This window comes from Flavimaricola marinus (assembly GCF_900184895.1).
Lineage (GTDB): Bacteria > Pseudomonadota > Alphaproteobacteria > Rhodobacterales > Rhodobacteraceae > Flavimaricola > Flavimaricola marinus.
Genome location: NZ_FXZK01000020.1, coordinates 1 through 24,281, shown reverse-complemented (window position 1 = coordinate 24,281; position 24,281 = coordinate 1). Strand labels below are relative to the sequence as shown.

At 58.0% G+C, this 24,281-nt stretch carries 25 protein-coding genes; 12 read left to right on the top strand and 13 right to left on the bottom strand.

Annotation, left to right across the window (positions count from 1 at the left end; genetic code table 11):
• Window positions 1-18 precede the first annotated feature (18 nt).
• Together LOM8899_RS21730 and LOM8899_RS21725 are read left to right on the top strand one after the other, a co-directional pair.
• Entirely contained in the window at window positions 19-822 is an 804-nt protein-coding gene (locus LOM8899_RS21730) for a sugar phosphate isomerase/epimerase family protein (RefSeq protein ID WP_093994349.1), read from the top strand.
• A gap of 339 nt (window positions 823-1,161) precedes the next feature.
• Window positions 1,162-2,067: a LysR substrate-binding domain-containing protein gene (locus LOM8899_RS21725; protein WP_093994348.1), complete on the top strand. Its 906-nt coding sequence runs from the start codon at window positions 1,162-1,164 to the stop codon at window positions 2,065-2,067.
• A 76-nt stretch (window positions 2,068-2,143) separates the two neighbouring features.
• Here LOM8899_RS21725 and LOM8899_RS21720 read toward each other — a convergent pair whose 3' ends face one another.
• Window positions 2,144-2,818: a 4-carboxy-4-hydroxy-2-oxoadipate aldolase/oxaloacetate decarboxylase gene (locus LOM8899_RS21720; protein ID WP_093994347.1), complete on the bottom strand. Its 675-nt coding sequence runs from the start codon at window positions 2,816-2,818 to the stop codon at window positions 2,144-2,146.
• A 276-nt stretch (window positions 2,819-3,094) separates the two neighbouring features.
• Between LOM8899_RS21720 and LOM8899_RS21715 the strand changes: the two genes are divergently transcribed.
• The 8 genes from LOM8899_RS21715 (at window position 3,095) to LOM8899_RS21680 (ending at window position 9,735) form a co-directional block, all read left to right on the top strand.
• Window positions 3,095-3,466 carry an acetyl-CoA carboxylase biotin carboxyl carrier protein gene (locus LOM8899_RS21715; protein ID WP_168770626.1) on the top strand — a complete coding sequence of 124 codons (372 nt, stop codon included), beginning with the start codon at window positions 3,095-3,097 and terminating at the stop codon, window positions 3,464-3,466.
• Window positions 3,463-4,833, top strand: a complete 1,371-nt coding sequence (gene accC, locus LOM8899_RS21710) for an acetyl-CoA carboxylase biotin carboxylase subunit (protein ID WP_093994345.1) — start codon at window positions 3,463-3,465, stop codon at window positions 4,831-4,833. The genes LOM8899_RS21715 and accC overlap by 4 nt, the downstream gene beginning before the upstream one ends.
• Window positions 4,826-5,479, top strand: a complete 654-nt coding sequence (gene pxpB, locus LOM8899_RS21705) for a 5-oxoprolinase subunit PxpB (protein WP_093994344.1) — start codon at window positions 4,826-4,828, stop codon at window positions 5,477-5,479. The genes accC and pxpB overlap by 8 nt, the downstream gene beginning before the upstream one ends.
• On the top strand, window positions 5,476-6,453 hold the full coding sequence (locus LOM8899_RS21700) for a 5-oxoprolinase subunit C family protein (RefSeq protein WP_093994343.1): 978 nt from the start codon (window positions 5,476-5,478) through the stop codon (window positions 6,451-6,453). Before pxpB ends, LOM8899_RS21700 begins: the two co-directional genes overlap by 4 nt.
• Before the next feature lies 1 nt (window position 6,454).
• Complete coding sequence (locus LOM8899_RS21695) at window positions 6,455-6,859, top strand: hypothetical protein (RefSeq protein WP_093994342.1); 405 nt, start codon at window positions 6,455-6,457, stop codon at window positions 6,857-6,859.
• On the top strand, window positions 6,856-7,620 hold the full coding sequence (locus tag LOM8899_RS21690; protein WP_093994341.1) for a LamB/YcsF family protein: 765 nt from the start codon (window positions 6,856-6,858) through the stop codon (window positions 7,618-7,620). The genes LOM8899_RS21695 and LOM8899_RS21690 overlap by 4 nt, the downstream gene beginning before the upstream one ends.
• Window positions 7,621-7,656: 36 nt before the next feature.
• Entirely contained in the window at window positions 7,657-8,430 is a 774-nt protein-coding gene (locus tag LOM8899_RS21685; RefSeq protein WP_093994340.1) for an SDR family oxidoreductase, read from the top strand.
• 96 nt (window positions 8,431-8,526) lie between these two features.
• Window positions 8,527-9,735: an aspartate transaminase gene (locus LOM8899_RS21680; protein WP_093994339.1), complete on the top strand. Its 1,209-nt coding sequence runs from the start codon at window positions 8,527-8,529 to the stop codon at window positions 9,733-9,735.
• Between the two features lie 71 nt (window positions 9,736-9,806).
• On the opposite strand, the gene LOM8899_RS21675 is transcribed toward LOM8899_RS21680, so the two are convergent.
• From LOM8899_RS21675 to LOM8899_RS21635, 9 genes are all read right to left on the bottom strand, one after another.
• Entirely contained in the window at window positions 9,807-10,613 is an 807-nt protein-coding gene (locus LOM8899_RS21675) for a sugar phosphate isomerase/epimerase family protein (RefSeq protein WP_093994338.1), read from the bottom strand.
• Window positions 10,614-10,700: 87 nt separating this feature from the next.
• Window positions 10,701-11,690: an ABC transporter ATP-binding protein gene (locus LOM8899_RS21670; protein ID WP_093994337.1), complete on the bottom strand. Its 990-nt coding sequence runs from the start codon at window positions 11,688-11,690 to the stop codon at window positions 10,701-10,703.
• Window positions 11,687-12,679 carry an ABC transporter ATP-binding protein gene (locus LOM8899_RS21665; RefSeq protein WP_093994336.1) on the bottom strand — a complete coding sequence of 331 codons (993 nt, stop codon included), beginning with the start codon at window positions 12,677-12,679 and terminating at the stop codon, window positions 11,687-11,689. The genes LOM8899_RS21670 and LOM8899_RS21665 overlap by 4 nt, the downstream gene beginning before the upstream one ends.
• A 1-nt stretch (window position 12,680) precedes the next feature.
• Window positions 12,681-13,556, bottom strand: a complete 876-nt coding sequence (locus LOM8899_RS21660) for an ABC transporter permease (protein ID WP_093994335.1) — start codon at window positions 13,554-13,556, stop codon at window positions 12,681-12,683.
• Complete coding sequence (locus LOM8899_RS21655) at window positions 13,549-14,466, bottom strand: ABC transporter permease (protein ID WP_245820708.1); 918 nt, start codon at window positions 14,464-14,466, stop codon at window positions 13,549-13,551. The genes LOM8899_RS21660 and LOM8899_RS21655 overlap by 8 nt, the downstream gene beginning before the upstream one ends.
• A gap of 84 nt (window positions 14,467-14,550) precedes the next feature.
• Complete coding sequence (locus tag LOM8899_RS21650) at window positions 14,551-16,179, bottom strand: ABC transporter substrate-binding protein (protein WP_168770625.1); 1,629 nt, start codon at window positions 16,177-16,179, stop codon at window positions 14,551-14,553.
• A 452-nt stretch (window positions 16,180-16,631) separates the two neighbouring features.
• A complete protein-coding gene (locus LOM8899_RS21645; protein ID WP_245820706.1) occupies window positions 16,632-17,642 on the bottom strand; it encodes a LacI family DNA-binding transcriptional regulator in 1,011 nt (336 codons plus the stop codon).
• 82 nt (window positions 17,643-17,724) lie between these two features.
• The gene (locus tag LOM8899_RS21640) at window positions 17,725-18,219 is read right to left on the bottom strand and encodes a gluconokinase (protein ID WP_093994331.1); all 495 of its coding nucleotides are present in this window, start codon (window positions 18,217-18,219) and stop codon (window positions 17,725-17,727) included.
• Window positions 18,216-18,983 carry an SDR family oxidoreductase gene (locus tag LOM8899_RS21635; protein ID WP_093994330.1) on the bottom strand — a complete coding sequence of 256 codons (768 nt, stop codon included), beginning with the start codon at window positions 18,981-18,983 and terminating at the stop codon, window positions 18,216-18,218. Before LOM8899_RS21635 ends, LOM8899_RS21640 begins: the two co-directional genes overlap by 4 nt.
• A 161-nt stretch (window positions 18,984-19,144) precedes the next feature.
• Between LOM8899_RS21635 and LOM8899_RS21630 the strand changes: the two genes are divergently transcribed.
• Window positions 19,145-20,092, top strand: coding sequence for a 2-hydroxyacid dehydrogenase (locus tag LOM8899_RS21630; protein WP_093994329.1), 948 nt, complete (start codon window positions 19,145-19,147; stop codon window positions 20,090-20,092).
• A 1-nt stretch (window position 20,093) separates the two neighbouring features.
• Window positions 20,094-21,125: an L-idonate 5-dehydrogenase gene (locus LOM8899_RS21625; protein ID WP_093994328.1), complete on the top strand. Its 1,032-nt coding sequence runs from the start codon at window positions 20,094-20,096 to the stop codon at window positions 21,123-21,125.
• 105 nt (window positions 21,126-21,230) lie between these two features.
• Here the strand turns inward: LOM8899_RS21625 and LOM8899_RS21620 are convergent, their stop codons facing one another.
• From LOM8899_RS21620 to LOM8899_RS21610, 3 genes are all read right to left on the bottom strand, one after another.
• The gene (locus LOM8899_RS21620; RefSeq protein WP_093994327.1) at window positions 21,231-22,022 is read right to left on the bottom strand and encodes a 3-methyl-2-oxobutanoate hydroxymethyltransferase; all 792 of its coding nucleotides are present in this window, start codon (window positions 22,020-22,022) and stop codon (window positions 21,231-21,233) included.
• 11 nt (window positions 22,023-22,033) lie between these two features.
• Entirely contained in the window at window positions 22,034-22,345 is a 312-nt protein-coding gene (locus LOM8899_RS21615; RefSeq protein ID WP_093994326.1) for a MocE family 2Fe-2S type ferredoxin, read from the bottom strand.
• Between the two features lie 352 nt (window positions 22,346-22,697).
• Window positions 22,698-24,023 (bottom strand): aldose 1-epimerase family protein, encoded by a 1,326-nt coding sequence (locus tag LOM8899_RS21610; protein WP_245820704.1) that lies wholly within the window; start codon window positions 24,021-24,023, stop codon window positions 22,698-22,700.
• Between the last annotated feature and the right edge of the window lie 258 nt (window positions 24,024-24,281).

The following is a 24,281-nucleotide window of genomic DNA, read 5'->3' as shown; positions in this document are numbered from 1 at the left end:
TCAATGAAGTAGGTTCCAATGATACTGGCCACAGTCACCGACGAAGTTTTGCCCGACCGTTCCCACGACGCCTTCCCCCGCATTTTCGAGACGGCTCTTGAACAGGGTGTAAGCACGGTTGAGATACGCATGGTCGAGGCCAAACGCTATCCGATTGTCGAAGCGGAGGCTTGGGACCGCTTGCGCAAATACGGAACCGAGTATGGGATCAACTTCACCACCGTATCTCCGGGACTCTTCAAGACCGGGCTGACCCACGACCTGATGAAAATCCACCGCGGCCAACTGGCCACGATGAGTATGGATTTGGCCGAGTCGATCGGCGTCAAGACACTGGTAACGTTTGGCGTTATGCGCGAGCCCACAGATGGTCCCGACAGCTTTGCCAAGGTGGTCGAGATTCTACGCGAAACGACAGAGCTGGCCGCCGCCCGCGGCTTCACCGTGCAACTGGAAAACTTCCCCGGGTCATGGGCCGATACCGCAGACAACTGCCTCGCACTTCTCGAGGCAGTGGACCACCCTGATTTCGGTTATGTCTGGGATGTCGGAAATCTCTATGAGGCCGAGCCTGTACACTTCATGGGAGGGTATCAGAAGCTGAAGCCCTTTATTCGAAACGTGCATCTAAAGGACGGTCAGTTCATCGATGGGCGTATGGTCTGGCAGCATTTCGGCAAGGGAAAGACCGACATCAAGGGCCAGATCGACGCACTGAAGGCGGACAACTACAAGGGCACTTTGACTATCGAAGCAAAGTGCGAACCGCAAATGGACGAGGATTTCCCGACCTCATTGCAGTATCTTCGATCCATCCTCTGATTGCAGGCCCTTTTGGGCTTGCCCAAGATCTGTCGACAGCACTGGCAGTTATTGACCTTGGCTGAGGGCCGGCCCTCCAAAATTCGGGAGGAGCCGGTCAAACGCCAGAGGCAATGAGGCCGCCAAGTCGCCGCACAATGCCTTCATCTGCGAGTGGTCGCCCACCCTAGCTGATTGGGGTGACAGCGACCCTCGCACTCTGCCCTCCTGAACACCAACGGCAATCAACTTCGTGCAACGAGGTTGGATTGATGGTAATTCGATCCAAGTTGCAATTGGAACAAATGCTGGCAGTCGTTCTCCCGAACTCTAACCGGAGAGCGTCTCAATGGAATAGACATGGACATCAGACGTCTCAACGCTTTTGTAAAGATTGTCGACATCGGAAGCATCACGCGCGCCTCGGCCATCTTGCATATCGCCCAGCCTGCGCTCAGCCAACAGATCGCGGCGCTCGAGACGCATTTTGGCAAGCCGCTCTTGTTGAGATCGAAAAGAGGGGTCGTTCCGACGGAAGCCGGGAAAGTCTTGTACCGCCACTGTCAACTGATCCTGAAGCAACTCGACCAGACAGAACTCGAGATCGCCAGCGCCTCTGAAGAAATCTCCGGCATAGTCGTTGTCGGACTCGCCCCTTTAGGACTGGGGTCGCTGCTCGCCGCGCAGTTGATAAAGACTATCCGGGAAGCCCATCCAGGCATCGTTCTCTATATCAATGAGAACGTTGGCGGAGGCGCACTCAGCGAGCTGGTGATGACAGGCAAGATGGATGTGGCACTTCTGTTTGATCCTGGCAGCATACCCAGCCTTTCTTTCAAGCGCATTTGCACCGAAGAGCTGCATTTCGTGACTGCAGAAGCCGATCAGCTTGATGGCGTTACTGAGATTTCACTCGCCGAGGCGATCGCAAAACCCCTCCTTTTGCCAAGCAAGATTCACACCATTCGACAAGTCATCGACACCACGTTGGCGCGTGCGGGATTGACGGCACATGCAATCGCGCAAACCGAATCCATTTCGGTTCTGTCAAACGCAATCGGCGAAGGCCTTGGCGCGACTATCCTACCGCAGTCGGCCGCGCGCGCGGTTCAGCGCCGAGTTCCCGAAGCCCGCAGCGTTCGCATTCATAAACCTAATATGAAGGTCAATATGTCGATCTGTGTGTCCGCACAGTTGCCGCTCTCGGAAGCGGCGATCGTGGTTCAAGAGCACCTCGTCCGGCTGGCATCGGAAATGTCTGCCTGATTTCGGAGACGCCAACCTGCACTGACAGTCATCTGCGGTGCACCCAACCGCTTGGAAAGGTGCACCACGAGTCGGCTTAGAGGTCTGTCGTCAAACCCTTGGCTTGAAGGACCGCTTCAAGGTTGCACACGTCGATAATCGTGCGGCCGGACTTGTATGCCTCTATGAAACCCGCTTCATCTGCCTCTCGCGCCGCGGATTTCTTTGCAACTTCAGCAGCGTCTTCCTTGCGCACCATGACGAGCCCGTCTGCATCGCCACGGATCACGTCGCCGGGACGGATAAGCTCGTCACCAACGATGATCTCACCGTTCACCTGGCCGAGGGTTTCTTTCACCGTACCCTTGATACAAATGCTGCGAGAAAAGACGGGTAGGCCCAACTTGATCAGTTCTGCAGTATCGCGCACACCAGTGTCCGTAACGACACCGGCAATTCCCTTGGCGACACAGGCATTCCCCAAAACGTCTCCAAAGCTGCCCGCCTCCTCATATTCCCCCGCCGATACAACGATCACGTCACCCGGCTGAGCAAAGTGAATCGCCAATTGCAGCATGATGTTGTCGCGAGGTGCGCAGACGACCGTAAATGCCGGACCGCACAAGGACATGTTTCGGTCGATCGGTTTGATCTTGGAACTGAGCGCCCCGAGCCTTCCCTGCGCCTCATGGATCGTAGCGCTGCCAAAAACCGAGAGCGCGGCGACGTCCGTGGGGTCAGCCCGATCAATCTTGGTGATAATGTGCGGCATGTCAGTCCTGTTCCTTGAATAGCTATAGAGCCCCTCGCTGGGGCTACTCCATGGTCAGAATAATCCACATGGCTGCCTTCCGGTAAGAGCACGTCCGTCTGACGTAATCAGCTTTTGCGATGCCCGATGCGGTCATCTGAAACCGCTCTGACATCATTGCCGTCCCGCAATGCTAGGTTTCAAATCAACACGAACATTCGCCTAAGGTGCCGCAATTTCATGCCATTTGAAGTCGACGACATAATTGAAAGAATGAAATGGGCTGCCGAGCGTGGCTTGGCCGATTTCGAATGGAGCATCGTGGGAGAACGTATTCGCATCGAGCGCCGAACACCGGCGCAACCAGAAACCGCCTCCCCACATGGACCGGTCACAGCAGAGCCCCAGAAAAACGGCGAAAGCGCCGCCATTGCAGCCCCCGTCGTCGCCCCGATGGCCGGCATCTGCCATTTCCGCAGCGATGGCGAGAGCGAACCATTCGTTTCGATTGGCGACACCATTCGTGACGGACAGACGGTTTGCATGATCGAAGCCATGAAGGTGATGACCTCCATCACAGCCACGGTCGCAGGCATTGTGGACGCCATTCTTGTTGACGATGGTGCGTCCGTGGCCGCGGGCGATCCCCTGATCCTGGTGCGCACATGACCGCGCTAGAAGCTGAAACCGTCCTGATCGCAAATCGCGGCGAAATCGCCCTTCGGATCATTCGTGCTTGCCGGCGCCTCGGCCTGCGATCGGTATGTGCCTTTTCCGAAGCTGATCGCGGAGCCCGCTACCTGTCACTGGCAGACGACGCCATCTGTATCGGGCCCGCGGCAGCATCGAAGAGCTACCTAAACATCCCTGCACTGCTGGCGGCAGCCGAGGCCACTGGCGCCACGCTTGTTCATCCCGGCTATGGCTTCCTGTCAGAAAACCCCGAATTCTCCGAGGCGGTGGCCGATGCCGGCCTGACTTTGATCGGACCAAGCGCGGACGTCATGCGCCGCATGGGAGACAAGGTTGCAGCCAAAAACGCGATGCTCAAGAGCGGCGTGCCCTGCGTTCCCGGTCCTGACAGCGTCCTGCCGAACGACGTCGAGCAAATCCAGAACGCGGCCGATGAGATCGGCTACCCGGTCATTCTGAAAGCTGCCGGCGGCGGTGGTGGTCGCGGTATGCGTATCGTCAGGTCCTCCGAAGACATCGCCGACGCCTTCATGATGACAACCCAAGAAGCTCAGCGCTTCTTCGGCAATCCGAATATCTATCTGGAGAAGTTTCTCGAAAAACCACGACATGTCGAAATTCAGGTCATTGCGGATTCGCATGGCAATGCACTTTGGCTCGGCGACCGGGATTGCTCAATGCAGCGCCGCCATCAAAAGCTGATAGAAGAGGCCCCTGCCCCAGGTATCGACCGTAGCTTGATTGCTCAGATTGGTGAGCGCTGCGCCGCGTCTTGCCGGGAAATCGGCTACGTTGGCGCGGGCACGTTTGAATTCCTCTTCGAAGATGGCCAGTTCTATTTCATCGAGATGAACACACGCATTCAGGTCGAACACCCTGTGACCGAGATGGTGACCGGGCTGGATATCGTCGCGCTCCAGATCGATGTTGCCCGAGGTGCGCGCCTTCCATTCGAGCAGCAGGATGTCCAGCTGCACGGACACGCGATCGAGTGCCGAATAAATGCTGAGGATCCTACGACCTTCGCTCCTAGTCCCGGTCACATCGCTTTCATGCATGCGTCGGGTGGCCCCGGCATCCGAGTGGACTCTCACCTGAGCACCGGATCGGAGATTTCTGCCAACTACGACTCCATGATCGCGAAGGTCATCGCCCACGGTGCCAATCGCGAAGAGGCGCTCGACCGCGCACGCAGCGCCCTTGCCGAGCTGCGGATCGAAGGCGTCAAGACCAACGCTCCATTGCATTGCCAGCTCCTGAACGATGCCGGTTTCTCTGCGGGAGGGGTTAGCATTCATCACTTGGAACGTTGGCTAGAGGCGCGGGAGCTTGGCAATGTCTGATACCAGGCTTTCAATGATTGGCAGCCGAGCGGTACTGTTCGAAGCCAACTGCCCATTCGACCTTGCACATCAGGAGCGTGTCTGGGCCCTCGCGAAAGAGGCATCACAATGGGATGGTGTCAGTCAAGCCGTGCCTGGCATGACAAACCTGACATTGCTTCTGTCAGACGTGCCGCAAGACCTCACGCGACTGCAGAAAGACCTGACATCCCTGTGGGTCAGCGCGCAGCGTCTGGAGATCAATGGCAGGTTGCTTGAGGTCGACCTGACCTACGGCGGCGAAGGCGGTCCGCATCTGGCCGACGTCGCTGAAATGACCGGTCTTTCCATCGACACCGTGATCAAGCTGCACAGTGCACAAGACTACACCGTCTATGCCGTCGGTAGCCACGCCGGCTACTGCTATCTCGGCGGACTTGACCCGCGCCTTGACACCCCCCGCCGCAAGGTCCCGCTTGCCAATCTGCCTGGAGGATCGCTTTCGGTCGCCGGCCTTCAGACCGGCGTCTCGGCCTCGGCTGGACCAAGCGGCTGGAATACCATCGGCAGCGCAAAGGTCAGCTTCTTCGAGCCGGACCGAAGCCCTCCGGCCCTGCTGCAACCGGGCGATCGCATCCGATTTCGGCCAGTGGGGGTGATGGCATGATTGAAGTCGTGTCGATTCCACCTCTCGCAACCGTCCAGGATTTGGGACGCGACGGCTATTGGCCGCAAGGGCTCGGGCGTGCCGGGGCAATGGACCCGCTCAGCCACAAGATCGCCAACATGATGCTCGGCAACGAAATTGATGCCGCTACGCTCGAAATCCCGATGACGCCCGCGCGGTTCACATTCAAGAAAGAAACCGCGTTTGCCGTAGTCGGAGCTCCCTGCAACGCTCGCCTGAACGACACAGCGTTGCCGCGTGCCTTTGCCGGTTTTGCTCACCCGGGCGATCGACTGGAGCTCGGCGCTATGACGTCCGGTGCTAGGGTCTATATCGCGCTGCCGGGCGGAATAGACGTCCCTGTTGTTCTCGGCTCTCGCAGCACGCAATTGCGCGAAACCTTCGGTGGATATCATGGCCGCGTACTGGCGAGCGGAGATCAATTGCGTGCCGAGTCGACTGCGCAACCTCTGTTACCGCATGGCGGGCTCAGTCTTGCCTTGCCACCGCTCGTGGCCTCCGAAAGCACGGACATAGTCGTCCGGGCATTGCCATCCGCCGAACACGATCACTTCACGCCATCCGCAATCGCCGCGTTCTGGTCCGAGCCCTACTCGGTGACGAATTTGAGCAATCGTCAGGGCTACCGGCTCGAAGGGCCGATACTAGAGAACGCGTCGGAGGGCGAACTCCGCTCCCATGGAATCGTGCCGGGCATCGTTCAAGTGCCGCGAGGTGGCCAACCGATCGTCCAACTTTCGGACTCAGCAACTATGGGCGGTTACCCAAAGATCGCAGCAGTCATCGAGCAGGACCTTTGGAAATTTGGACAGGCCCGGCCTGGCGACTCGGTACGTTTTGAAATGATCGACCTCAGCGCAGCGGCCAAAGCCGCCAGCGAAGAAGCTGAACTCATAGAGGAATATCGCCGCGATCTAGGCAGGTTCGCACTACAGATCGCTGGCTGGAGCTGACATGTTTGATCGAGCCGAAATTGACCAACTGATCCAAGCCATGCGCGATACCGGCGCCTGCACGCTTGAATTGGAAACACCCGAGCAGTCCCTGCGGCTGGTTCTAGATCTGCTAACACGACAGGACGACAGTCCACCGCCCGCTCAGCCGGCCAGCGTGGAGGAATTGCCGGTCAAGAGCCGCGCAATCGGAACCTTCCTTCCAAGGGGGGCTGACGACGGCCTGCCGGAATTGGATCTCGCCGATCCGGTCCAGCTTGGCGACCTGCTCGGCTACGTCTGTCAGGGCAAGCTGCGCATTCCCGTTCCAGCGCCGGCCTCGGGATACATCCTTCGGGCAGCGCCCCAGATCGGCGACCCGATCGGATTTGGCGACCCCCTGTTTTACATGACGGTATCCACATGAAAATCGACATCAATTCAGACTTGGGCGAAGGCTTCGGCGCCTACACGATCGCGGACGATGAAGCCCTCATGCAGTGCATCAGTTCAGCGAACGTCGCCTGTGGGTATCATGCAGGCGATCCGATGATCATGGATCGCACCATCCGGCTGGCCAAAGAGCACGGTGTCGACCTCGGTGCGCATGTCAGCTTTCCCGATCTCATGGGATTTGGGCGGCGCAAGATCGACATGGCGCCCCCCGAACTCGAAGCCCATATTCTCTATCAATTGGGTGGCCTTGATGGATTGGCGCGTCGGGCCGGTCACCGTATCACGCACATGAATCCGCATGGTGCATTGGGCAATCTGGCAAGCAGCGATCCAAAGATCGCAATGGCCGTCGCTTCGGCATCGCTCGCCTTCGACCCGGAGATCGCCTTTCTCGTACTTCCCGGCAGCGCGTTGGAAGAGGCCGCATCGAAACTGGGTGGTCGAGCGATCCGGCTGTTTCTGGCGGATCGTGGCTATCTGTCAAACGGTCAATTGGCCCCCCGCGGCCAAGCAGGCGCTGTGATCCATGATCTGGATCTGGTGGCCGAACGCGTCATCGACGTGCTGACCAAGTCCACTGTCACGACCGTCTCCGGCGAAGTTATCCCAATGCCGGTTCAATCGATCCTCGTCCACTCTGATACCGCAGGTGCCGTTAACCTCGCATCACGCCTCAGACGTGAGATCACAACGATGGGCGGCGCTGTCGTTCCGCTGTCCCAACAGACATGACCCAATCCCTGTATTTGCGTAAAAAAGGAAACCAAAATGGCATTCGAAGAATATAAGACGGCGCTGGTCACCGGAGCCTCTGCAGGAATGGGCTGGGCAATTGCCGAAAGACTTCGGGCCAAGGGGTTAACCGTTCATGCTGTTGGACGGAACAGCGAAAAGCTCAAGGAATTGGAAGCGCTTTGCGGCGTGATCCCGCACACGGTCGATGTCGCTGATACAGCCGCAATCACCGAACTCGTCGAGGGGCTGCAGATCGATGTCCTCGTGAATTGCGCCGGTGTCTCGCGGCCCGGAAGCATCCTGCAATCCGACGCATACGACATTGACGAACAGATTAATGTAAACCTGCGTGCGGGGCTGCATCTCTGCCGGATGTTGCTGCCCGGCATGATGGAGCGTGACAGTGGCCACATCGTGAATATTACGTCGATGGCTGGACTATATGAGTTTGGCGGGCACATCGCCTATCACGCCACAAAAGCGGCCATGCATACCGTTTCCCGGCAGTTGCGCGTGGATGCCTTCGGGCGTCGCGTTCGGGTGACCGAAATTTCACCGGGTCGCGTCGAAACCGATATCTTTGCCCGTGTCGAAAAGATCAGTCCGGAAGAAGCGAAAGCGAAATATTTCGAAGGCATGGAGATGCCGCAGACGTCCGACGTGGCCGACGCCGTCGAATACGCTCTTGGAACACCGCAGTATGTGAATATCGGGATGATCGAACTGCTGCCGACACTCCAGGTGCCTGGCGGGCTGCGCACAGCCAAACGCGTCGGCGACGACGTTATCCTCACCGGGAACAAGTAGACACGACCACCGGCGGCTCCCGCTTCTATCAGAGTCGGGGAGCCGCCCGCCACCTTGGGTCATTGCACCCAACCTCAAACAAGCAGGAACACGACCTTGACACGTATCAAACTCGCTTCGCGCGTTACCAACATCAGAGTGTCCCCGTCGACAGCTGCGGCGCAAAAAGTACGCGATCTCAAAGCCGAAGGTCGAGAGATCCTGAACCTTACGGTGGGTGAGCCGGACTTCGACACGCCGCAAACCATCAAAGATGCCGCAATCGCGGCCATCGATGCCGGCGATACAAAGTATACGCCCGTCAATGGGACAGAAGAACTTCGCAAGGCGGTGCAGCACGATTTCAAGACGCGCCTGAATATCGACTGCGAACTCAATGAAATTTGCGTCGGCGGCGGAGCCAAACAGGTTCTCTTCGTTGCTCTGATGGCGACCGTCGAAGAGGGGGACGAAGTCATCGTCCCCGCGCCCTATTGGGTTTCCTACCCTGATATGGTGATCGCGAATGGTGGAACTCCCGTCATCCTCACCTGCGGAGAGGACGTCGGGTTCAAGCTGACACCACAGGCGCTTGAAGCCGCAATAACTCCCAAGACAAAGTGGGTGATCCTGAATTCGCCATCGAACCCGACAGGTGCGGCCTACACCGCGGACGAGCTTCGGGCCCTTGGAGACGTTCTCGTCAAATATCCACATGTTCTGGTCATGTGCGACGAAATCTACGGCCGGATCTGGTATGCGGATTTCAAGCCATCCAGCATTCTTGGTGTTTGCCCGGAATTGAAGGGGCAAGCATTGGTCTCGAACGGGATCTCCAAATCCTATGCGATGACCGGCTGGAGGATCGGCTACGCAGTCGGGCCGTTGGATCTTATCAATGCGATCAACAAGTTGCAGTCGCAGATGTCATCTTGCCCGTCTTCGGTCAGCCAGGCGGCCGCAGCCTATGCGTTGACCGCGGATCAATCCGGTGTCGAAGAGGCTGTGAAGGTCTATCGTGCGCGCCGTGACCGCGCACATGAGCTGATCAATGCCATTCCTGAATTGAGCTGCACACTACCGGACGGTGCGTTCTACCTGTTTCCCAGCTGTGCCGGCGCCATAGGGAAAACCACCCCGGATGGGAAGCTAATCGAGAACGATCTGGATTTCGGGCTCTATCTGCTCGAATCCGCCGGAGTGGCTTCGGTTCACGGGGGTGCCTATGGCCTGGAGCCTTATTTCCGGATTTCGACCGCGACCTCCATGGAGGAGATCGAAGCCGCGTGTGGCAAGATCGCGGAGGCATGCGCCGCCCTGAAATAAATCGCTGGTCGGCAAGACAAAAAGGGCGGCCCATGAAAACCTCATGGGCCGCCCTTTCTGTTTGAGTGGACTTATTCCAGGATCGATTTGAGATATGCCATAGAGGTCGGGAAATCGTCGAGCTCATGCGGCTGGCACGCCGCCTCAAGAACCAGGGTGCCTTCGTAGCCGTCCGCGATCAGGGTCTCGACCTGTCCCTTGACGTCTGTCACGCCTTCTCCATAGCGCATCCAGACCATTTTTCCGTCAACGAAACCGCCATCCTTGAGATGGACGTTGCGGATATATGGCTTGAGCTTTTCATAGCCGGCCTTGAAATGCTGCTGTTCAGCTTCGTAGAGGTTGCCGGTGTCCCAGACATATCCGAACTCGGGCTTGTTGACCGCCTCTAGAAGGGCGAGGCAAGCATCCGAAGTATCGGCCCAACTTCCGGGCAGGTTCTCCAACTGCACGGTGAACCCGCGCGCAACGGCCTGATCGACTGCCTTGCTTATCAGAGCCACCACTTCTTCAAACTCGCCCGGCATTTCCGGCACCGCACGCGTCGGCCCGAACAGGATCAACGTCTTGACGCCAATTGCTTCGGCCAGATCAAGGCTCATCGGAAGCAAATGATCTGAGTGAAGCTGCATCAATTCGCTGCGCAATGGCGCTTTTAACAAACCGGGCGAAACAGCGGTATAGCTAATTCCGAATTCCTTTGAATTTGCCTTCAGCCGTTCCCAAGCCTCGGGATCAAACATCGGAAAGCGTTTGCCTTCGACGATGCGCATCTCGAACGAGCTGACACCCGCGCTCTTTGCCCGGCCGAATATCTTCGGCAACCCATCTGGGGTTGCATCCGGATACACTTCATTGGTCACAGCTGTGATGATCATTGGTCTCTCTCTTTTCGTGGTGATGTGATTGACCGGCGCTGGTCCGTCTTGGACCAAGCAGCCGGATGCAATCGGTGGAATTGGAGTTCAGGCTGTTGGTTGCCGATCGTGCAGATGGCAACTTACCGAGTGGTGTGGACCGTAGGCCTGCAGGGTCGGGCTTTTCACGTCACACACCGCGCCCAACCTGCGATGACATCTTGGATGGAATGCGCAACCGCTCGGCGGGTTCAAGGGTGATGGGACCTCGCCGTTCATCGGTATCTCGGTGCGCGCCTCGGTTGGATCGGCGGATAGCGCGGCCGATAGAAGCGCCTCGGTATATGGGTGCGCCGGGGCATCGAAGACGTCATCGACCGGGCCCTGTTCGATGATCTGACCAAGATACATCACCGCAACCCGGTCCGCGAGATAGCGAGTCGTCGCGAGGTCATGCGCCACCAGAATGTAACTCAACCCGTACTCGGCCTGCAGATCCTTGAACAAGTTGATGATTTGCGACCGTATGGAAACGTCCAATCCCGACACGGGCTCATCGAGAATGATGAGCCGGGGTCGTGACACGATCGCGCTGGCAATAGCAATTCGCTGTCGCTGTCCGCCTGAAAACTCATGCGGGAATTTGCGCGCATCCTGTGGCCGCATGCCCACCGCATCGAGCGCTTCATGCACCCGGCGGTCGACCTCAGAACTTGATAGTTTTTCATTTACGATCAATGGCTCTGATACGAAGTCGTGAATGCGGACGCGCGGATTGATCGATGACCAAGGATCCTGAAAGACAGCCTGAACGCGGGAGCGATAGGATTTCAGTGCTGCGCCTTTCAACTGAAAGATATCCTCGCCATCATAGCGCACTTGCCCGGCCGTCGGCGTTTGCAGTCGCAATAGCAGCCGCGTCGTCGTTGTCTTGCCACAGCCCGACTCACCTACCAGTGCGAGTGTTTCGCCGACGTTGATATCGAAGTTGAGCCCAGTCACCGCCTTTACGGTCTTCTTTTCACGCCGCAACAAGCCGGTCTGCACATCAAAGTGCTTGGACAGGTTCTCGACCTGGAGGATCGGTGTGTTGCTCATTGTTCCAAAACCCGCCAACAGCTTGCCAAATGTTCACCATCACCATCGGCATCGACCGTGGGAGGCAGTTCGTTGAAACACCGATTGTCGGCCTTCTCGCATCGCGGCGCGAAAGGGCATCCCGACAGCGGCTCTGTCGGAATCGGAGGTTGGCCCTCAATGGTGCGTAACCGGCCCTTGTGCCCGCGCAACTTTGGCACCGCGCCGATCAGCGCCTCGGTATAGGGATGCGCCGGCCGAGCGAAAATCCGTTCCACCGTCCCGGATTCGACGATCCTGCCGAAATACATCACGACAATCTTGTGGCACAGGTTGGCGACAATACCGAAATCGTGGGTGATAAAGATGATCCCCATGCCGGTCTCTTGCTGGAGTTCGCTCAAGAGCCGCAGATACTGCGCCTGCACAGTCACGTCGAGCGAGGTCGTCGGCTCGTCCGCAATGATGATCTTGGGTTCGCATGAGATTGCAATGGCGCCGACGACGCGTTGCCGCATACCCCCACTCAGTTCGCTCGGGTAATTGTCCACGCGATGTTCCGGTGCCGCGACCTTGACCTTACGCAGCGCATCGATTGCCCGGGCCCGGAGCGTGCTTCGTGGCCCCGGTGAGTGCAAACGCAACGCTTCGGAGATTTGCTGGCCGGCGGTGAAAGCCGGGTTCAGAGAGGTCTGCGGGTCTTGCAGGATCATCGCGATCTCGCTGCCACGCACCTTGCGCATCTCTGCCTCCGACAGCGACAACAGTTCGCGTCCGTTCAGCTTGATGCTGCCCTGCGTGATCCGGGCCGCATGTTTTGGCAGCAGTCGGACCAGCGACATCGCGGTCATCGACTTGCCTGAACCGGATTCACCGACAATGCCTAGGGTTTCGCCGGATCGGACACTGAAGCTATGTCCGTTGACCGGAAAGAACGAACCTGCCTTTGTCGAAATCTCAACTCGAAGGTCCTTGACCTCGAGGAGCGGCGCGTCTTGCGATTGTGTCATCTCAAATCTGCCTTTGCCGAGGGTCGAGTCTTTCGCGCAGCCAGTCGCCCAGCATGTTTGCCGACATCACGGTCAGCAGAATGGCGAGGCCCGGAAAGAAGGAAATCCACCAATCGGTCGCAATGAAGTCGCGCCCGTCGGACACCAGCAGACCCCATGTCGGTGTCGGTCGTGGAATGCCGATACCGAGGAAACTCAGGCTTGCATCGAGCATGATGGCAATGCCGACCTGAAGCGTCGCGAGGACGACGACAGTGTTCGTCACGTTCGGCAAGATATGGCGAAACAGGATACGGACGTGCGACGCTCCTGCCACTTGGCTTCTGGCCACGAAATCGCTGTTTCGCAAAAGCAAGACCTCTGCACGCACCTGCCGCGCGAAGTAGGCCCAAAGAGCGAACCCGACGACAACCACGACCGAGAGGAAACTCGCCCCGATCGCCGCGGCGAGTGCCAGCGCGAGCAACATCGCGGGCAGCGCCAGCGAAATGTCGACGAGCCGCATGACTAGACCGTCGAACCAGCCGCGCGCATAGCCGGCAACCAGCCCCAGAGTGGTGCCCACGACCACGCCGACCGCGATTCCAATCATCGAAACGGCCAGCACATACCACGCACCGTGGAGGATCCGGCTGAGGATGTCGCGGCCCAACCTGTCGGTGCCGAGTGCGTATTCCCACGTGCCGCCAAAGAAGACGGGCGGCTGTAGGCGCGCGCCGAGGTTGGGGACATATGGATCGTGCGGAGCGATCCACTGGGCAAAGAATGCCGGGATGATAAAGACAATCAGTAGCAATCCAATCGGGATAAGCGGGAGGTCGGAAGCTTTGCTCCAAAACGTTGGGGCTATTGGCGCGTTGGGACTTGTTTCAGCCATGTCGGATCCTCGGGTCGACGACGACATAGAGAAGGTCGACCACCAAGTTTGAGAGCATATAGATGACGGCGTAGGCGATGATGACGGCCTGAACGACCGGGAAGTCACGCCCCCGGATGGCCTCGATTGCGACCCATCCCATTCCGGGCCAGGAGAACACGGTTTCGATCACGACAGATCCGGTCAGGATCGAAGCGGCCAGAATACCAAAGTAGGTCAGCGGGACGACTGCTGCATTGCGCAGTGCGTGTTTCCAAATCACTTGGGTCTCGGAGACACCCTTCACGCGTGCAAGCTTGATGTACTCCGCGTCCAACACTTCCAGCATCGAGGACCTTGTCAGTCGCGCAAGGGCCGAGACCTGAAACCATGCGATTGCAATGGCTGGCAGAATGGAATGGGCAAACGTCCCTGTTCCCGAAGTCGGCAGCCATCCCAGCCAGACCGAGAAGACCCAGATCAAGATGATCCCCAACCAGAAGTTCGGCATCGATTGGCCGAGCAAGGCAAAGACCTGTGCAAGCGAGTCGATTGGGGATCCCTTGTAAACCGCGGCAGCGATGCCGAGCGGCAGAGCAATTACGACGCTTATTAAGATAGCCAAACCACCGAGCTTCAGGGTTGCCGGCATCCGATCCAGAACGAAACCCATGGCGTCCTCGCCCGGCCATTTGAGCGAGGTCCCGAAGTCCCCCTGTAGCGCGTTGCCCAGAAAGGTGAGGTATTGCTGCCAGAGGGGTTTGTCCAACCCCCACTCGCGGATGAAGCTGTCGACTTGTTCTTGCGTGGCGTCATCGGGAAGGAGCGCATCGACCGGACTGCCCGACAGATGCGACAACAGAAAGACGATGACCGAAATGACCAGCAGGGCGAACAAGCTCGAGGCGATGCGGCGCGTGAGGTATAGCAACAACCGTTCATTCCTTGAGGCAATTGGAGTAGAGAGGGATCGACGGAGCCTCGGATGAGGCCCCGTCGCTAAGACTGAACGACTCTATTTCAAGTCGATCAGGTGGTAGTGGCTCAGCCCCGAGGATGTTGACCCCGGGAAAGTCCAACCCTCCACGAGCTCGCTGTTCACAGCTACGGAAGCCGGCACGGAAGCCATGGGGATATGCGCGTAGGTCTCGAATATCCGGGTGAACATGTCTTGGAGCAATTGGTCCCGTGTCGCCGGATCGGTTTCATCGATCAGCATGGCACCGAGCTCGTTCAACTCCGGGTCTCCCACGTCGAGATGTGGGCTGGCGTGCTTAGTGAAGAAAATCTGCACGCCAAGGGCACTTGGCCGCACCGGAGCGTTGCGCATCGGCGTCACGAAGTCGGCGGTAAACCCACGGATTGCGGTGTTTCCGGTCGCCCAGTCCTGCTCGCGCATTTCCGTTTCGATCCCGACGACATCCAGATACGCTTGGACCAATTCGGCCATCTGCGCAAACTCCGGGTTTCCGGCGAGGCTCGTGACAACGAGAGGAATGGCTGCATTGTCAAAGGCATCCGGGTAACCCGCGTCCGCAAGAAGCTCCATGGCCCTTTCAGGATCATAGCCGAAAGCGTCGTCGAAGCCGGTCGCGATTTCCTCGGAATAGCCGGGGAAACGGGGGTCCATCGTGTAGACCGGCAGAGCTTGAACGCCCTCACCATAAAGAACTTCCAGGATGGCGTCGCGGTCGAGAGCCCGGTTCACGGCCTCGCGCACCCGAACGTCCGCCCAAGCATAGGTCCGTGCATCCCGGTTTTCTTCCGCTTCAGGGTTCATGAATTGCCCGGTGAACAGCATCGTCGATTGCATCGCACCGGCGGTCGAGGACAGAACCGTTTGCCCCGCTTCCATCGCATCGTCGCTCAGATCCCGGGGCAAGGTGACCGCGTGCGCTTCGCCAGCGGACAGCATCGCAAAGCGTGTCGATGGCTCGCTCACCCACCGGAACTCGATCTGGTCGAATTCGGCCGTTACGCCACTCCAGTGGTCCGCGATCGTGCTGAAGGTCAAAGACTGGCCAACCTCGCGCCCTTCGTACTGGAATGGGCCGGAACCAGCCGGCGCTGTTTCGTATCCTTCGAGGCCCTCGGCGTCGAACTGGGCCTTGCTATAGATGACGAGCGATCCTCGCCCTGCATGTGAGAACAGGAAATCCGGGTCTGGAGATGGCAGATCGAACCGGACAGTGTGATCGTCGACGGCAGTGATGGTCATTTCCCGGAAACGGCTGATCCCGCTGAGCTTGGCGTCTTCGCCGATATGCAGGTTGAAGCTGTGAACGACGTCGGCGGAGGTGACAGGCCCCCAATCTCCGTTGAAGGTCGCATTGGGGTGCAACTTGAACGTCCAAGTCTTGAAGCCGTCGCTGTGCTCCCAGCTCTCGGCGAGCTGGCTATTGTCATAGCCCCCCGTCTCGGGATCGTTGCCGACGAGAGTTTGCATGGATGGAAAAATGAACGCGCCGGTGGTCGTCCAATAGAGGTTTGAGTCGGCACCGAGCGGGCTGACGGCGATCACGACCTTCTCTTGCGCGATGGCGGCGTTGCCGAGGCCACCCGCCGCTAGAATCGTGCCGGCGAGCAGTGCCGTCGCAAGCAAGCGCTTCGGCGCGTGGCGGATATTCGAAATCCTATTGTGCATGGCTATTCCCCTGTCGTTCATGTCGTGGCTCAAGGTCACACCGACCTCTGGCCTGTTCTTTTTCTGGTGACGTCAGTATGGGGCTCGGTTCGATCAACCGATAATATCCATCACATTTGATGACATTGCGTTTGGTGATGACGTTGAAATCGTCCAGCGTAGGCGCTTCATGGTCAGACCTCGATGCGTGTCGCATCAGGTGCTTTGTGGAAGCTGGTGGCGGCTCTGCCAGGACATGCAGCCACGGCAGTCAATCGCGAGAGCCATTTCGCATCGACTAAACCTACTATCGAGACCGCGGATTCGTGGGGGCATTAACTATGTCACCCAGTCGCCCCACTACCGAGGAGCCTGATCCATTTTGCTTCTTGAATGGAGACTGTTAACCGGCTCAGGTCAGCGATCACTCACGTCGCGAACACCCGTTTCTGGCCTTGTGCGACATACGGATGTCAGGCTCCAAGTGTCGATTGAGCCACCTTGAGCACCGGTTCAATCCGAGCGCCAATCGCATCTTTGGAAGATTGCAGAAGCGCCAGAGCCAACTCTGCGGCCCGTTTCCCGATTTCCTCCGCCTTGGGATCAACCGTTGTCAAAGTCGGGTTGCAGACCTCCGATATGTCGTAGGCTCCAAACCCCGCGATAGCGACTTGACCGGGCACCGAAATACCGCGCCTCTGACATTCCGTCATAGCGCCGAATCCGACGAGATCGGAGACACATATCACCGCGTCAGTGTCCGGATGGGCCTTCAACAGCTCGATGACCGCTTTCGCGCCTTCTTGCATCGGGTGTTGCACCTCACCGGACCCTATGATGCGGTGAGCAGGCAATCCATGCGCCGCCATTGCGGCCCGATAGCCTCGTCTACGATCCTGCCCGCGAAAATCGCTATCGGACGCACCGCCAATGAAGCCGATCCTTTTGCGGCCTGCTTCGACAAGATGGTCGACCAGCAGGGCTATGGATCCCGCATTTGAGAATCCGACGACATGGCCAATCGGATCCTCCGGTTCGTCCCATGTTTCTATGACGGGAACACCCGCCCCCAGGAGCAAATGGCGTGCTTTCTCGGTGTGGCGCCCCCCTGTCACGACAATCGCCTCAGGCCGGCGCCGAAGGAATTGCGCGATGAGTTGTTCCTCGCGATCGATATCGTAATTCGTATGTCCCAAGAGCACTTGATATCCCGATTGGCTCAGCGTCGAGGTCAACGCCTCAACGGTCGACGCGAAATTTGCATTGTTGAGTGAAGGGATGGTCACCGCAACAAAGTCACTGCGTTGCGTACGAAGGTTGGCGGCTGCCATATCAAAAACGTAGCCGAGGCGTTCCGCCGTGTCACGGATCTTCTGACGCGTCGCCTTGCCCACGGAAGCATCTTCCTTGAAGGCGCGGCTAACCGTCATCACAGACACGCCTGCGGCTTCTGCCACGTCCTTCATCGTCGGGCTACGCTTCATCAGATGTCCCTTGCTCCGGTTTCGATACAACCCCTAATACGAAAGTGCCGCCGCAACTTCGCAGCGTGTCAGCGCCATTTCGCTAGTCGAGAAACTGCTCCACAATCCTCGAGACTATTTCTTCCGGCTCCTGGTCGATATCAATCCGGACCGCATCCTCATCGCTGCCTGGGGGTTCGAGCGCTGCAAATTGGCTATCTAGAAGCTTATCGGGCATGAAGTGCCCTTTCCGAGCAGCCATCCTGCCTGCGATCAACTCGCGCGTTCCGTCAAGATGGACGAACGCCACCGGACCGCCGGCGTGTTGCCGGATGATGTCGCGATACGTGCGCTTGAGCGCAGAGCAGCCGATGACCAGCGGAAGTTCCTCGTCCTGAAAGGCACTTCCAACGCTGCTCAGCCACGGTGCCCGATCCTGATCATTCAGAGGGATCCCAGCGGCCATTTTTTCGATATTGGCAGCGGAATGAAGGTCGTCGCCATCAAGGAACCTGGCGTTGATCCGGGCTGCGAACTCGGCACCGATCGATGACTTGCCACATCCGGAAACGCCCATGACGATGAAACGCTTCATCATAGTGAGGCCGTTATGCCGCCGTCAACAAATACCGTGGTGCCATTCACGAACGATGACGCATTCGACGACAGGAAAATGCAGGTTCCGACAAGCTCGTCGACATTGCCCCAGCGGCCAGCAGGGGTCCGCTTTTCCAACCAGGTGGTGAACTCCGGGTCCGCAACCAAGGCGGCATTCAATGGCGTATCAAAGTAGCCGGGCGCCAAGGCGTTGCACTGCAAACCATAACGCGCCCAATCGGTCGCCATACCTTTTGTCAAATTCGATACCGCTCCCTTGGTCGCCGTGTAGGGGGCAATCCCCGGCCGCGCCAGCGCGGTTTGGACGCTGGCAATGTTGACGATCTTGCCCCTGCCCCGCTCGATCATATGACGAGCGCAGGCCTGCCCCACATGAAAAACCGACGCGACATTGGTCTGCAACAAACGTTCAAAGGCGTCGGCGGGGAAATCTTCCAAAGGAGCGCGATGCTGCATGCCCGCATTGTTGATCAGAATATCAATTGGGCCGGTGGCCGTTTCAAAGCCATCAATAGCCTTGCGAACTTCGTCGTGGTCGGTTGCATCGAATGCGAGCATTTCGACATTCGCGCCCTCCGAGCGCAAGGTAGCGGCGGCGGCTTCCAGTTTGCCCGTATCCCGGCCATTGAGGATGACCGACGCGCCCGCTGAGGCGAGACCCCGCGCGAGGGCCAGCCCAATGCCCTGCGATGACCCGGAAATCAACGCGCGGTTGCCGGTGAGATCAAATAGTTGCATGCTCATTCTTGTCGTTCCTCGGTTCTCAGAACAAATTCTTTACGCAATTATGTTAACGATAACAAATTTGTCAACGTGTTCCTTGGCTCTGAGAAATCTACCTAGACTGCCATCAAGATCGCCGTTTATGTTATCGATAACAATTTGATTCGAGACAGGAGCGGGCGATGAGCAAACCAAATGTCCTACAGGTTGGGTTCTATCCGAAGTGGGATCAGGAACCGTTGGATGCGGCATTCAACATGCACAAGTATTTCGAGGCCGACGACAAGTCCGCCTTCTTGTCCACGGTTGGCCCAGACATCAAGGCGATAGCGACGCGCGGAGAGCTGGGCACCACACAAGAGATGCTCGATGCTTGTCCAAACCTTGAAATTGTATGCGTCTACGGCGTGGGCTTTGATGCCGTCGATGTGGATGCGTGCTCGACCCGAGGGATCCACGTAACCAATACGCCGGATGTCCTGACCAAGGATGTCGCCGACTTGGGCGTCACCATGTTGCTTGCCCAATCTCGAAGCATTATCGGTGCATCCCAGTGGGTGCGCGATGGCTCTTGGGCTGCAAAGGGCCTCTACCCACTCCAGTCGCGCGTCTGGGGCAAGAAAGTCGGCATTCTTGGGCTTGGTCGGATCGGATATGAGGTTGCAAAGCGGCTGTCCGGTTTCGATCTCGACATTGCCTACGCCGATATCGAAGCCAAGGAATACGCGCCGGACTGGATCTTTATCCCCGACCCCGTCTCGCTTGCCGCACATGCCGATTTTCTTGTGGTGACACTCGCCGCCTCCGAGAAGACGCGGCATATCGTGAGCAAGGAGGTCCTCGACGCTCTTGGACCTGAAGGCTCTATCATCAATATCTCGCGTGCTTCGAATATCGATGAAGAGGCTTTGCTGACTGCATTGGAGAACCAGACAATCCGCAGCGCGGCGCTCGACGTTTTTGAGAGTGAACCCAATTTGAACCCGCGTTTTCTCGAATTGGACAATGTCCTGCTTCAACCTCATCACGCATCCGGCACATTCGAAACACGCAAGGAAATGGGCAAACTCGTCCGGGACAACCTGCTTGCGCATTTCGCCGGCGCCCCCCTCCTGACGAAGGTGAACTAAGATGAAATCTCTTGTCATTCACGCCGCGAAGGACCTGCGCATCGAAGAGCAGGACGTCCATCCGCCTGGTCCCGGCCAAGTTCAGATCGCGATGGCGACCGGCGGCATTTGTGGGTCGGACCTTCACTACTACAATCATGGTGGATTTGGCGCGATCAAGCTTCGCGAACCGATGGTACTAGGCCACGAAGTCGCCGGGCATATCATAAGCGTCGGTGATGGCGTTTCACACCTGAGATCGGGCGAGCTTGTTGCAATATCACCCTCGCGCCCGTGCAATCACTGCAAATACTGCCTTGAGGGCGCGCAGAACCAGTGTCTCAACATGCGCTTCTACGGCTCCGCAATGCCCATGCCACATATTCAAGGCGCTTTTCGGCAGGTCTTGAACGTGGATGCCGATCAATGTGTCGTCGCTGACGGAATCAGCCCCGGCGAAGCGGCGATGGCAGAGCCCCTATCTGTCTGCTTGCACGCGACACGCAGAGCGGGAAACTTGGTTGGCAAATCGGTCTTGGTTACAGGCTGCGGGCCAATCGGTGTGCTGTCGATCATCTGTGCCCGACGTGCCGGAGCGGATTACATCGTCGCGACCGACCTGTCGGATTTCACCCTCGAGATCGCTCGGACCGCGGGCGCCGACGAAACCATCAACATGTCACGAGAGCCGGATGGCCTTCAAAAATTCACGCCGGATAAGGGCACATTCGATGTCCTGTACGAATGCACTGGCGCCGCCGCAGCCCTGACCGCCGGACTTGATGCCATGCGCCCAGGCGGCACGATCATGCAGCTCGGTCTTGGCGGCGACATGACGCTGCCGATGATGACAATCACGTCTAAGGAGCTTTCGCTGAAAGGGTCGTTCCGCTTTCACGACGAGTTCAAAACCAGCGTGAGCCTGATGCGAAAGGGACTGATCGACGTCAAACCCTTGATCACCCATACCGTCGGAATCGACAGCGCCGTCGAAGGGTTTGAGATCGCTTCGGATCGCTCTCAGGCAATGAAGGCACAAATCGATTTCACCTAGGAGAAACAAATATCCGGCGCCCAGCGATCAGAGCCAGGTCCAGCTCGAGTTGTTTCGTCGAGTGACCGACCTTGGCTGCTGGCGCCGATCTACGTGCGGCCTGCCCTAGCCCATTTGTTCGCGAAATGATGCCAATTCGTCGGGGTCCATCTCCAAGATGTGCCGATCTTCAGGGAAACTGTTGGTCTCGACATCTTCGCGATACTCCTTGAAGGCGGCAATGCGTTCATTTTGCAGCCGCTCAAACTCACCGGCAAAATCGCGATAGACCTTCGAATGGCGAGGCATGTGACCGCGGTGGGCGCCCAAGATATCTTCCGCGAATAGGTACTGCGCATCGCATCCGGAACCCGCCCCCATCGACAACATCACAAGGCTTGTTCGATTACTGATCATCTTTGCCACTTCGACAGGGACAACCTCGATCTCGGCACCGATGGCGCCAGCGGCCTCCAAGGCTTGAACCGCATTCCAGATTTCCATCGCACTCGCCGCCGTTTTTCCGACGGCCTTGAATCCGCCTGTCCAGGTTCGCCGGGACGGGATCAGACCGACATGACCAATGACGGGGACGGCCTCATCCGCCATTGCCTTGATTGTCCCATACGAGGCCGAGCAATAGACGGCGTCCGCGTCATGCTGGAGCATTCGAAACGCCCAACGAATGAAATCATCCGTCGTGCCGATGTCATAGAAATTCTCACCGGGCATGGAAAACAACGAAGGCGCCGCATCGCGGTAGTCCGGCCGGCACAGAAGGTCAGGCGGAACAGAGACGATGTCGATGCCGGCACGCTCAGCCGCTTCCGCCTCCTCCATCGTTGTGACCCGCAGCATTGTCATCTGCCGCTTGCCCTTGAGCGCCCGCATATCAGCGACGGTCATTCTCTTTCCCATGGTCGATCTCCTCAGATCTCGATCTCGACGATCCCATCCCGGATCCGTGCCGGATAGGTCTTGAGGTTCACGCAGACGGGCGCGCGTAATGCCTCTCCGGTCTGATAGTTGAATCTTCCGTTGTGCTTCGGACACTCGATTGTGTCGTCCATCACCAGACCGTCCGCGAGGTGCACCATCTCGTGCGTGCAAAGACCATCTGTCGCCCAGACACCGCCGTCCGTATCGCGGTATACCGCGAACGTCCGATCCCCGGCGTCAAACCGCACGACATCCTCCTCGTCGATGTCATCAAATTCGCACACTTCTATCCAGTCAGCCACGTAAATCTCCTTTGTATCTCACACCCTAAACGGTTTGTCGGCTGGCGTGCAAACATTGAAATTTGTCTCCACAGAGAGACCCGCGCAAGACAGTTCCTAGCAAGATTTACGATCTGCTTCTGCGATTTGAAACTTGACCGAGCACCTCGCACCCAAGGTGCCTTGCGTGACCTTGGAAGTCGCGCGAAATGTCGCATTGATCGACAAGATTGGCCCCTCCCATCAAGGGCGAGATTTCGCGGAGTTTCGACTGTAGACCGCAGATGGGCACAGCGGCTCGATCAGACAGACCGACATGCAGCAGTCGTCCTCTTTGCGCAGCGTCAGAGGCAGTTTGCCCGAAGGAGCAGTCCTACGCGGTGCTGCGCCGACCTGCACCGGTCAGCTTTGGAAAGCGACCTGTCGGCACCGGGTAAGGTTCTGCGGGTTGAACGGCAATACTGCTGATACGCTCTTCGGCCGCCGAGATCGCCTCGGCTCCGTCGAGGATTCGGAATGTCGCGTGATAGGTGCGCTCCTCCAATGGATCGAGCCAGATCATTTCCCCTCGGTCACGCGCCGCTCCGTTCCCCGTCACGTGATGTGTGGACGGCTCAATGCCCAATGCATATGCCCCGGCACGGAAATTCTGCCATTGGTAGGCACAGGGCAACTCCTCCTTTCGGGTGACGACTTCGATTCCAAGACCGATCCTGTCATTGACGAGAGCCACGGGGACGAGACCATCGCTACCGCTTCGCATCTCGTGCTCCCAGACTTGCTCGGTGAAGGTCAAACTCGGCGCGCTCGCAACAGCATATCCCACATTCTGCGCCTCGTAGCGGTCCGCATGACTGGCCCAGATCGCATCCGTTATGGGCGCCAAGTAACGTGCGCCCTCTTCCAAAACCGGGTGGCCGATATTCACGTGATAAAAGAACATGTGCGGGGTTACGGCGAACCCAGCATTGACGATGCGATCCGAAACTCTGATCGCGTCATCGCCGAGGTCCACCTCGATCCGCCGAAACAAGCGAAGGTTCTCGGCAAAGTTGGCAGCCTGTCGTATCTCACCTTCCGCCCACAATGTGCAGCGATCGCCATCCCAGCGCTCACCGTAGCCGGTCAACCGCGTCGGCTGCAGCGAGATGCGCCCATGAAGACCATGCCGAACCTTGTCTCGGCGCGGGTAGTCATAGCTCTCCGCATCTACGACCTCATCACCGAGAATATGGTCCAGACCACAGGTGACGAGAAAGCCAGAAAAGCCTCGCATCAAGCCCAGACCGTCTTCCGTCTCGGGTTGGATGGTGCCGCCCGGCGGGTAACCCGACGGCCCCTGCCATCCAATTGCGCGACCATTGTGATCGACTTCGGCAATATCCATGGCCCGGTCCACCATAACGGTGAATCGAAGACCAGAGCCGGTGCGAAACTCGAGCACTCTCTGACCGCGCTCGATGCCGTCACCGTAGGTCATCAAACGCACGCCGCCAAACGCGGCGAGATCGCCGGTCAAGGTGGAAATGTCTCTGCGGGTACGGGTCTTGCCATAGAGTGTCGTCATCATCTCGCCTGTTGTGCATGGGTCAGGATTGACACCATATGAAACCTTCCGCCTCTGGGATACCAGCGCCGCGAGTTCAATATGCCACCGAAAAACAAGCAGATTGCCCAGCGGAGTAGGTGCGAACACCATCAGATACCGATTTCACCCAATCTTTGACCTGTCTCCCTCGCCAGGTGCGAGACTATGCGGCCCCGCCTGGATTGCCACTTTGAAGCAACGCGTTGCCTTGAACTAGGGTCAGGACCCATAAATCGGTTTGGGGCCGCCCGGCCTGCGTGAGTCAAGCTCCCGAACTGACGGGGGTGATGATGAGCAACCTTTTCTGACTGACCGACGAGCAGATTGAGCGGTTGAAGCCGTTCTTTCCGAAGAGCCATGGCAAGCCGC

What these genes read in the sequence shown, in the direction of transcription:
- LOM8899_RS21630 (WP_093994329.1), top strand. Translation starts at nt 19,145, where the DNA reads ATGAGCAAACCAAATGTCCTACAGGTTGGGTTCTATCCGAAGTGGGAT.
- LOM8899_RS21640 (WP_093994331.1), bottom strand. Translation starts at nt 18,219, where the DNA reads ATGATGAAGCGTTTCATCGTCATGGGCGTTTCCGGATGTGGCAAGTCA.
- LOM8899_RS21670 (WP_093994337.1), bottom strand. Translation starts at nt 11,690, where the DNA reads ATGAGCAACACACCGATCCTCCAGGTCGAGAACCTGTCCAAGCACTTT.
- LOM8899_RS21725 (WP_093994348.1), top strand. Translation starts at nt 1,162, where the DNA reads ATGGACATCAGACGTCTCAACGCTTTTGTAAAGATTGTCGACATCGGA.
- LOM8899_RS21695 (WP_093994342.1), top strand. Translation starts at nt 6,455, where the DNA reads ATGTTTGATCGAGCCGAAATTGACCAACTGATCCAAGCCATGCGCGAT.
- LOM8899_RS21660 (WP_093994335.1), bottom strand. Translation starts at nt 13,556, where the DNA reads ATGGCTGAAACAAGTCCCAACGCGCCAATAGCCCCAACGTTTTGGAGC.
- LOM8899_RS21620 (WP_093994327.1), bottom strand. Translation starts at nt 22,022, where the DNA reads ATGGGAAAGAGAATGACCGTCGCTGATATGCGGGCGCTCAAGGGCAAG.
- LOM8899_RS21700 (WP_093994343.1), top strand. Translation starts at nt 5,476, where the DNA reads ATGATTGAAGTCGTGTCGATTCCACCTCTCGCAACCGTCCAGGATTTG.
- LOM8899_RS21610 (WP_245820704.1), bottom strand. Translation starts at nt 24,023, where the DNA reads ATGGTGTTCGCACCTACTCCGCTGGGCAATCTGCTTGTTTTTCGGTGG.
- LOM8899_RS21685 (WP_093994340.1), top strand. Translation starts at nt 7,657, where the DNA reads ATGGCATTCGAAGAATATAAGACGGCGCTGGTCACCGGAGCCTCTGCA.
- LOM8899_RS21720 (WP_093994347.1), bottom strand. Translation starts at nt 2,818, where the DNA reads ATGCCGCACATTATCACCAAGATTGATCGGGCTGACCCCACGGACGTC.
- LOM8899_RS21645 (WP_245820706.1), bottom strand. Translation starts at nt 17,642, where the DNA reads ATGAAGCGTAGCCCGACGATGAAGGACGTGGCAGAAGCCGCAGGCGTG.
- accC (WP_093994345.1), top strand. Translation starts at nt 3,463, where the DNA reads ATGACCGCGCTAGAAGCTGAAACCGTCCTGATCGCAAATCGCGGCGAA.
- LOM8899_RS21650 (WP_168770625.1), bottom strand. Translation starts at nt 16,179, where the DNA reads ATGCACAATAGGATTTCGAATATCCGCCACGCGCCGAAGCGCTTGCTT.
- LOM8899_RS21625 (WP_093994328.1), top strand. Translation starts at nt 20,094, where the DNA reads ATGAAATCTCTTGTCATTCACGCCGCGAAGGACCTGCGCATCGAAGAG.
- LOM8899_RS21730 (WP_093994349.1), top strand. Translation starts at nt 19, where the DNA reads ATGATACTGGCCACAGTCACCGACGAAGTTTTGCCCGACCGTTCCCAC.
- LOM8899_RS21635 (WP_093994330.1), bottom strand. Translation starts at nt 18,983, where the DNA reads ATGAGCATGCAACTATTTGATCTCACCGGCAACCGCGCGTTGATTTCC.
- LOM8899_RS21665 (WP_093994336.1), bottom strand. Translation starts at nt 12,679, where the DNA reads ATGACACAATCGCAAGACGCGCCGCTCCTCGAGGTCAAGGACCTTCGA.
- pxpB (WP_093994344.1), top strand. Translation starts at nt 4,826, where the DNA reads ATGTCTGATACCAGGCTTTCAATGATTGGCAGCCGAGCGGTACTGTTC.
- LOM8899_RS21675 (WP_093994338.1), bottom strand. Translation starts at nt 10,613, where the DNA reads ATGATCATCACAGCTGTGACCAATGAAGTGTATCCGGATGCAACCCCA.
- LOM8899_RS21690 (WP_093994341.1), top strand. Translation starts at nt 6,856, where the DNA reads ATGAAAATCGACATCAATTCAGACTTGGGCGAAGGCTTCGGCGCCTAC.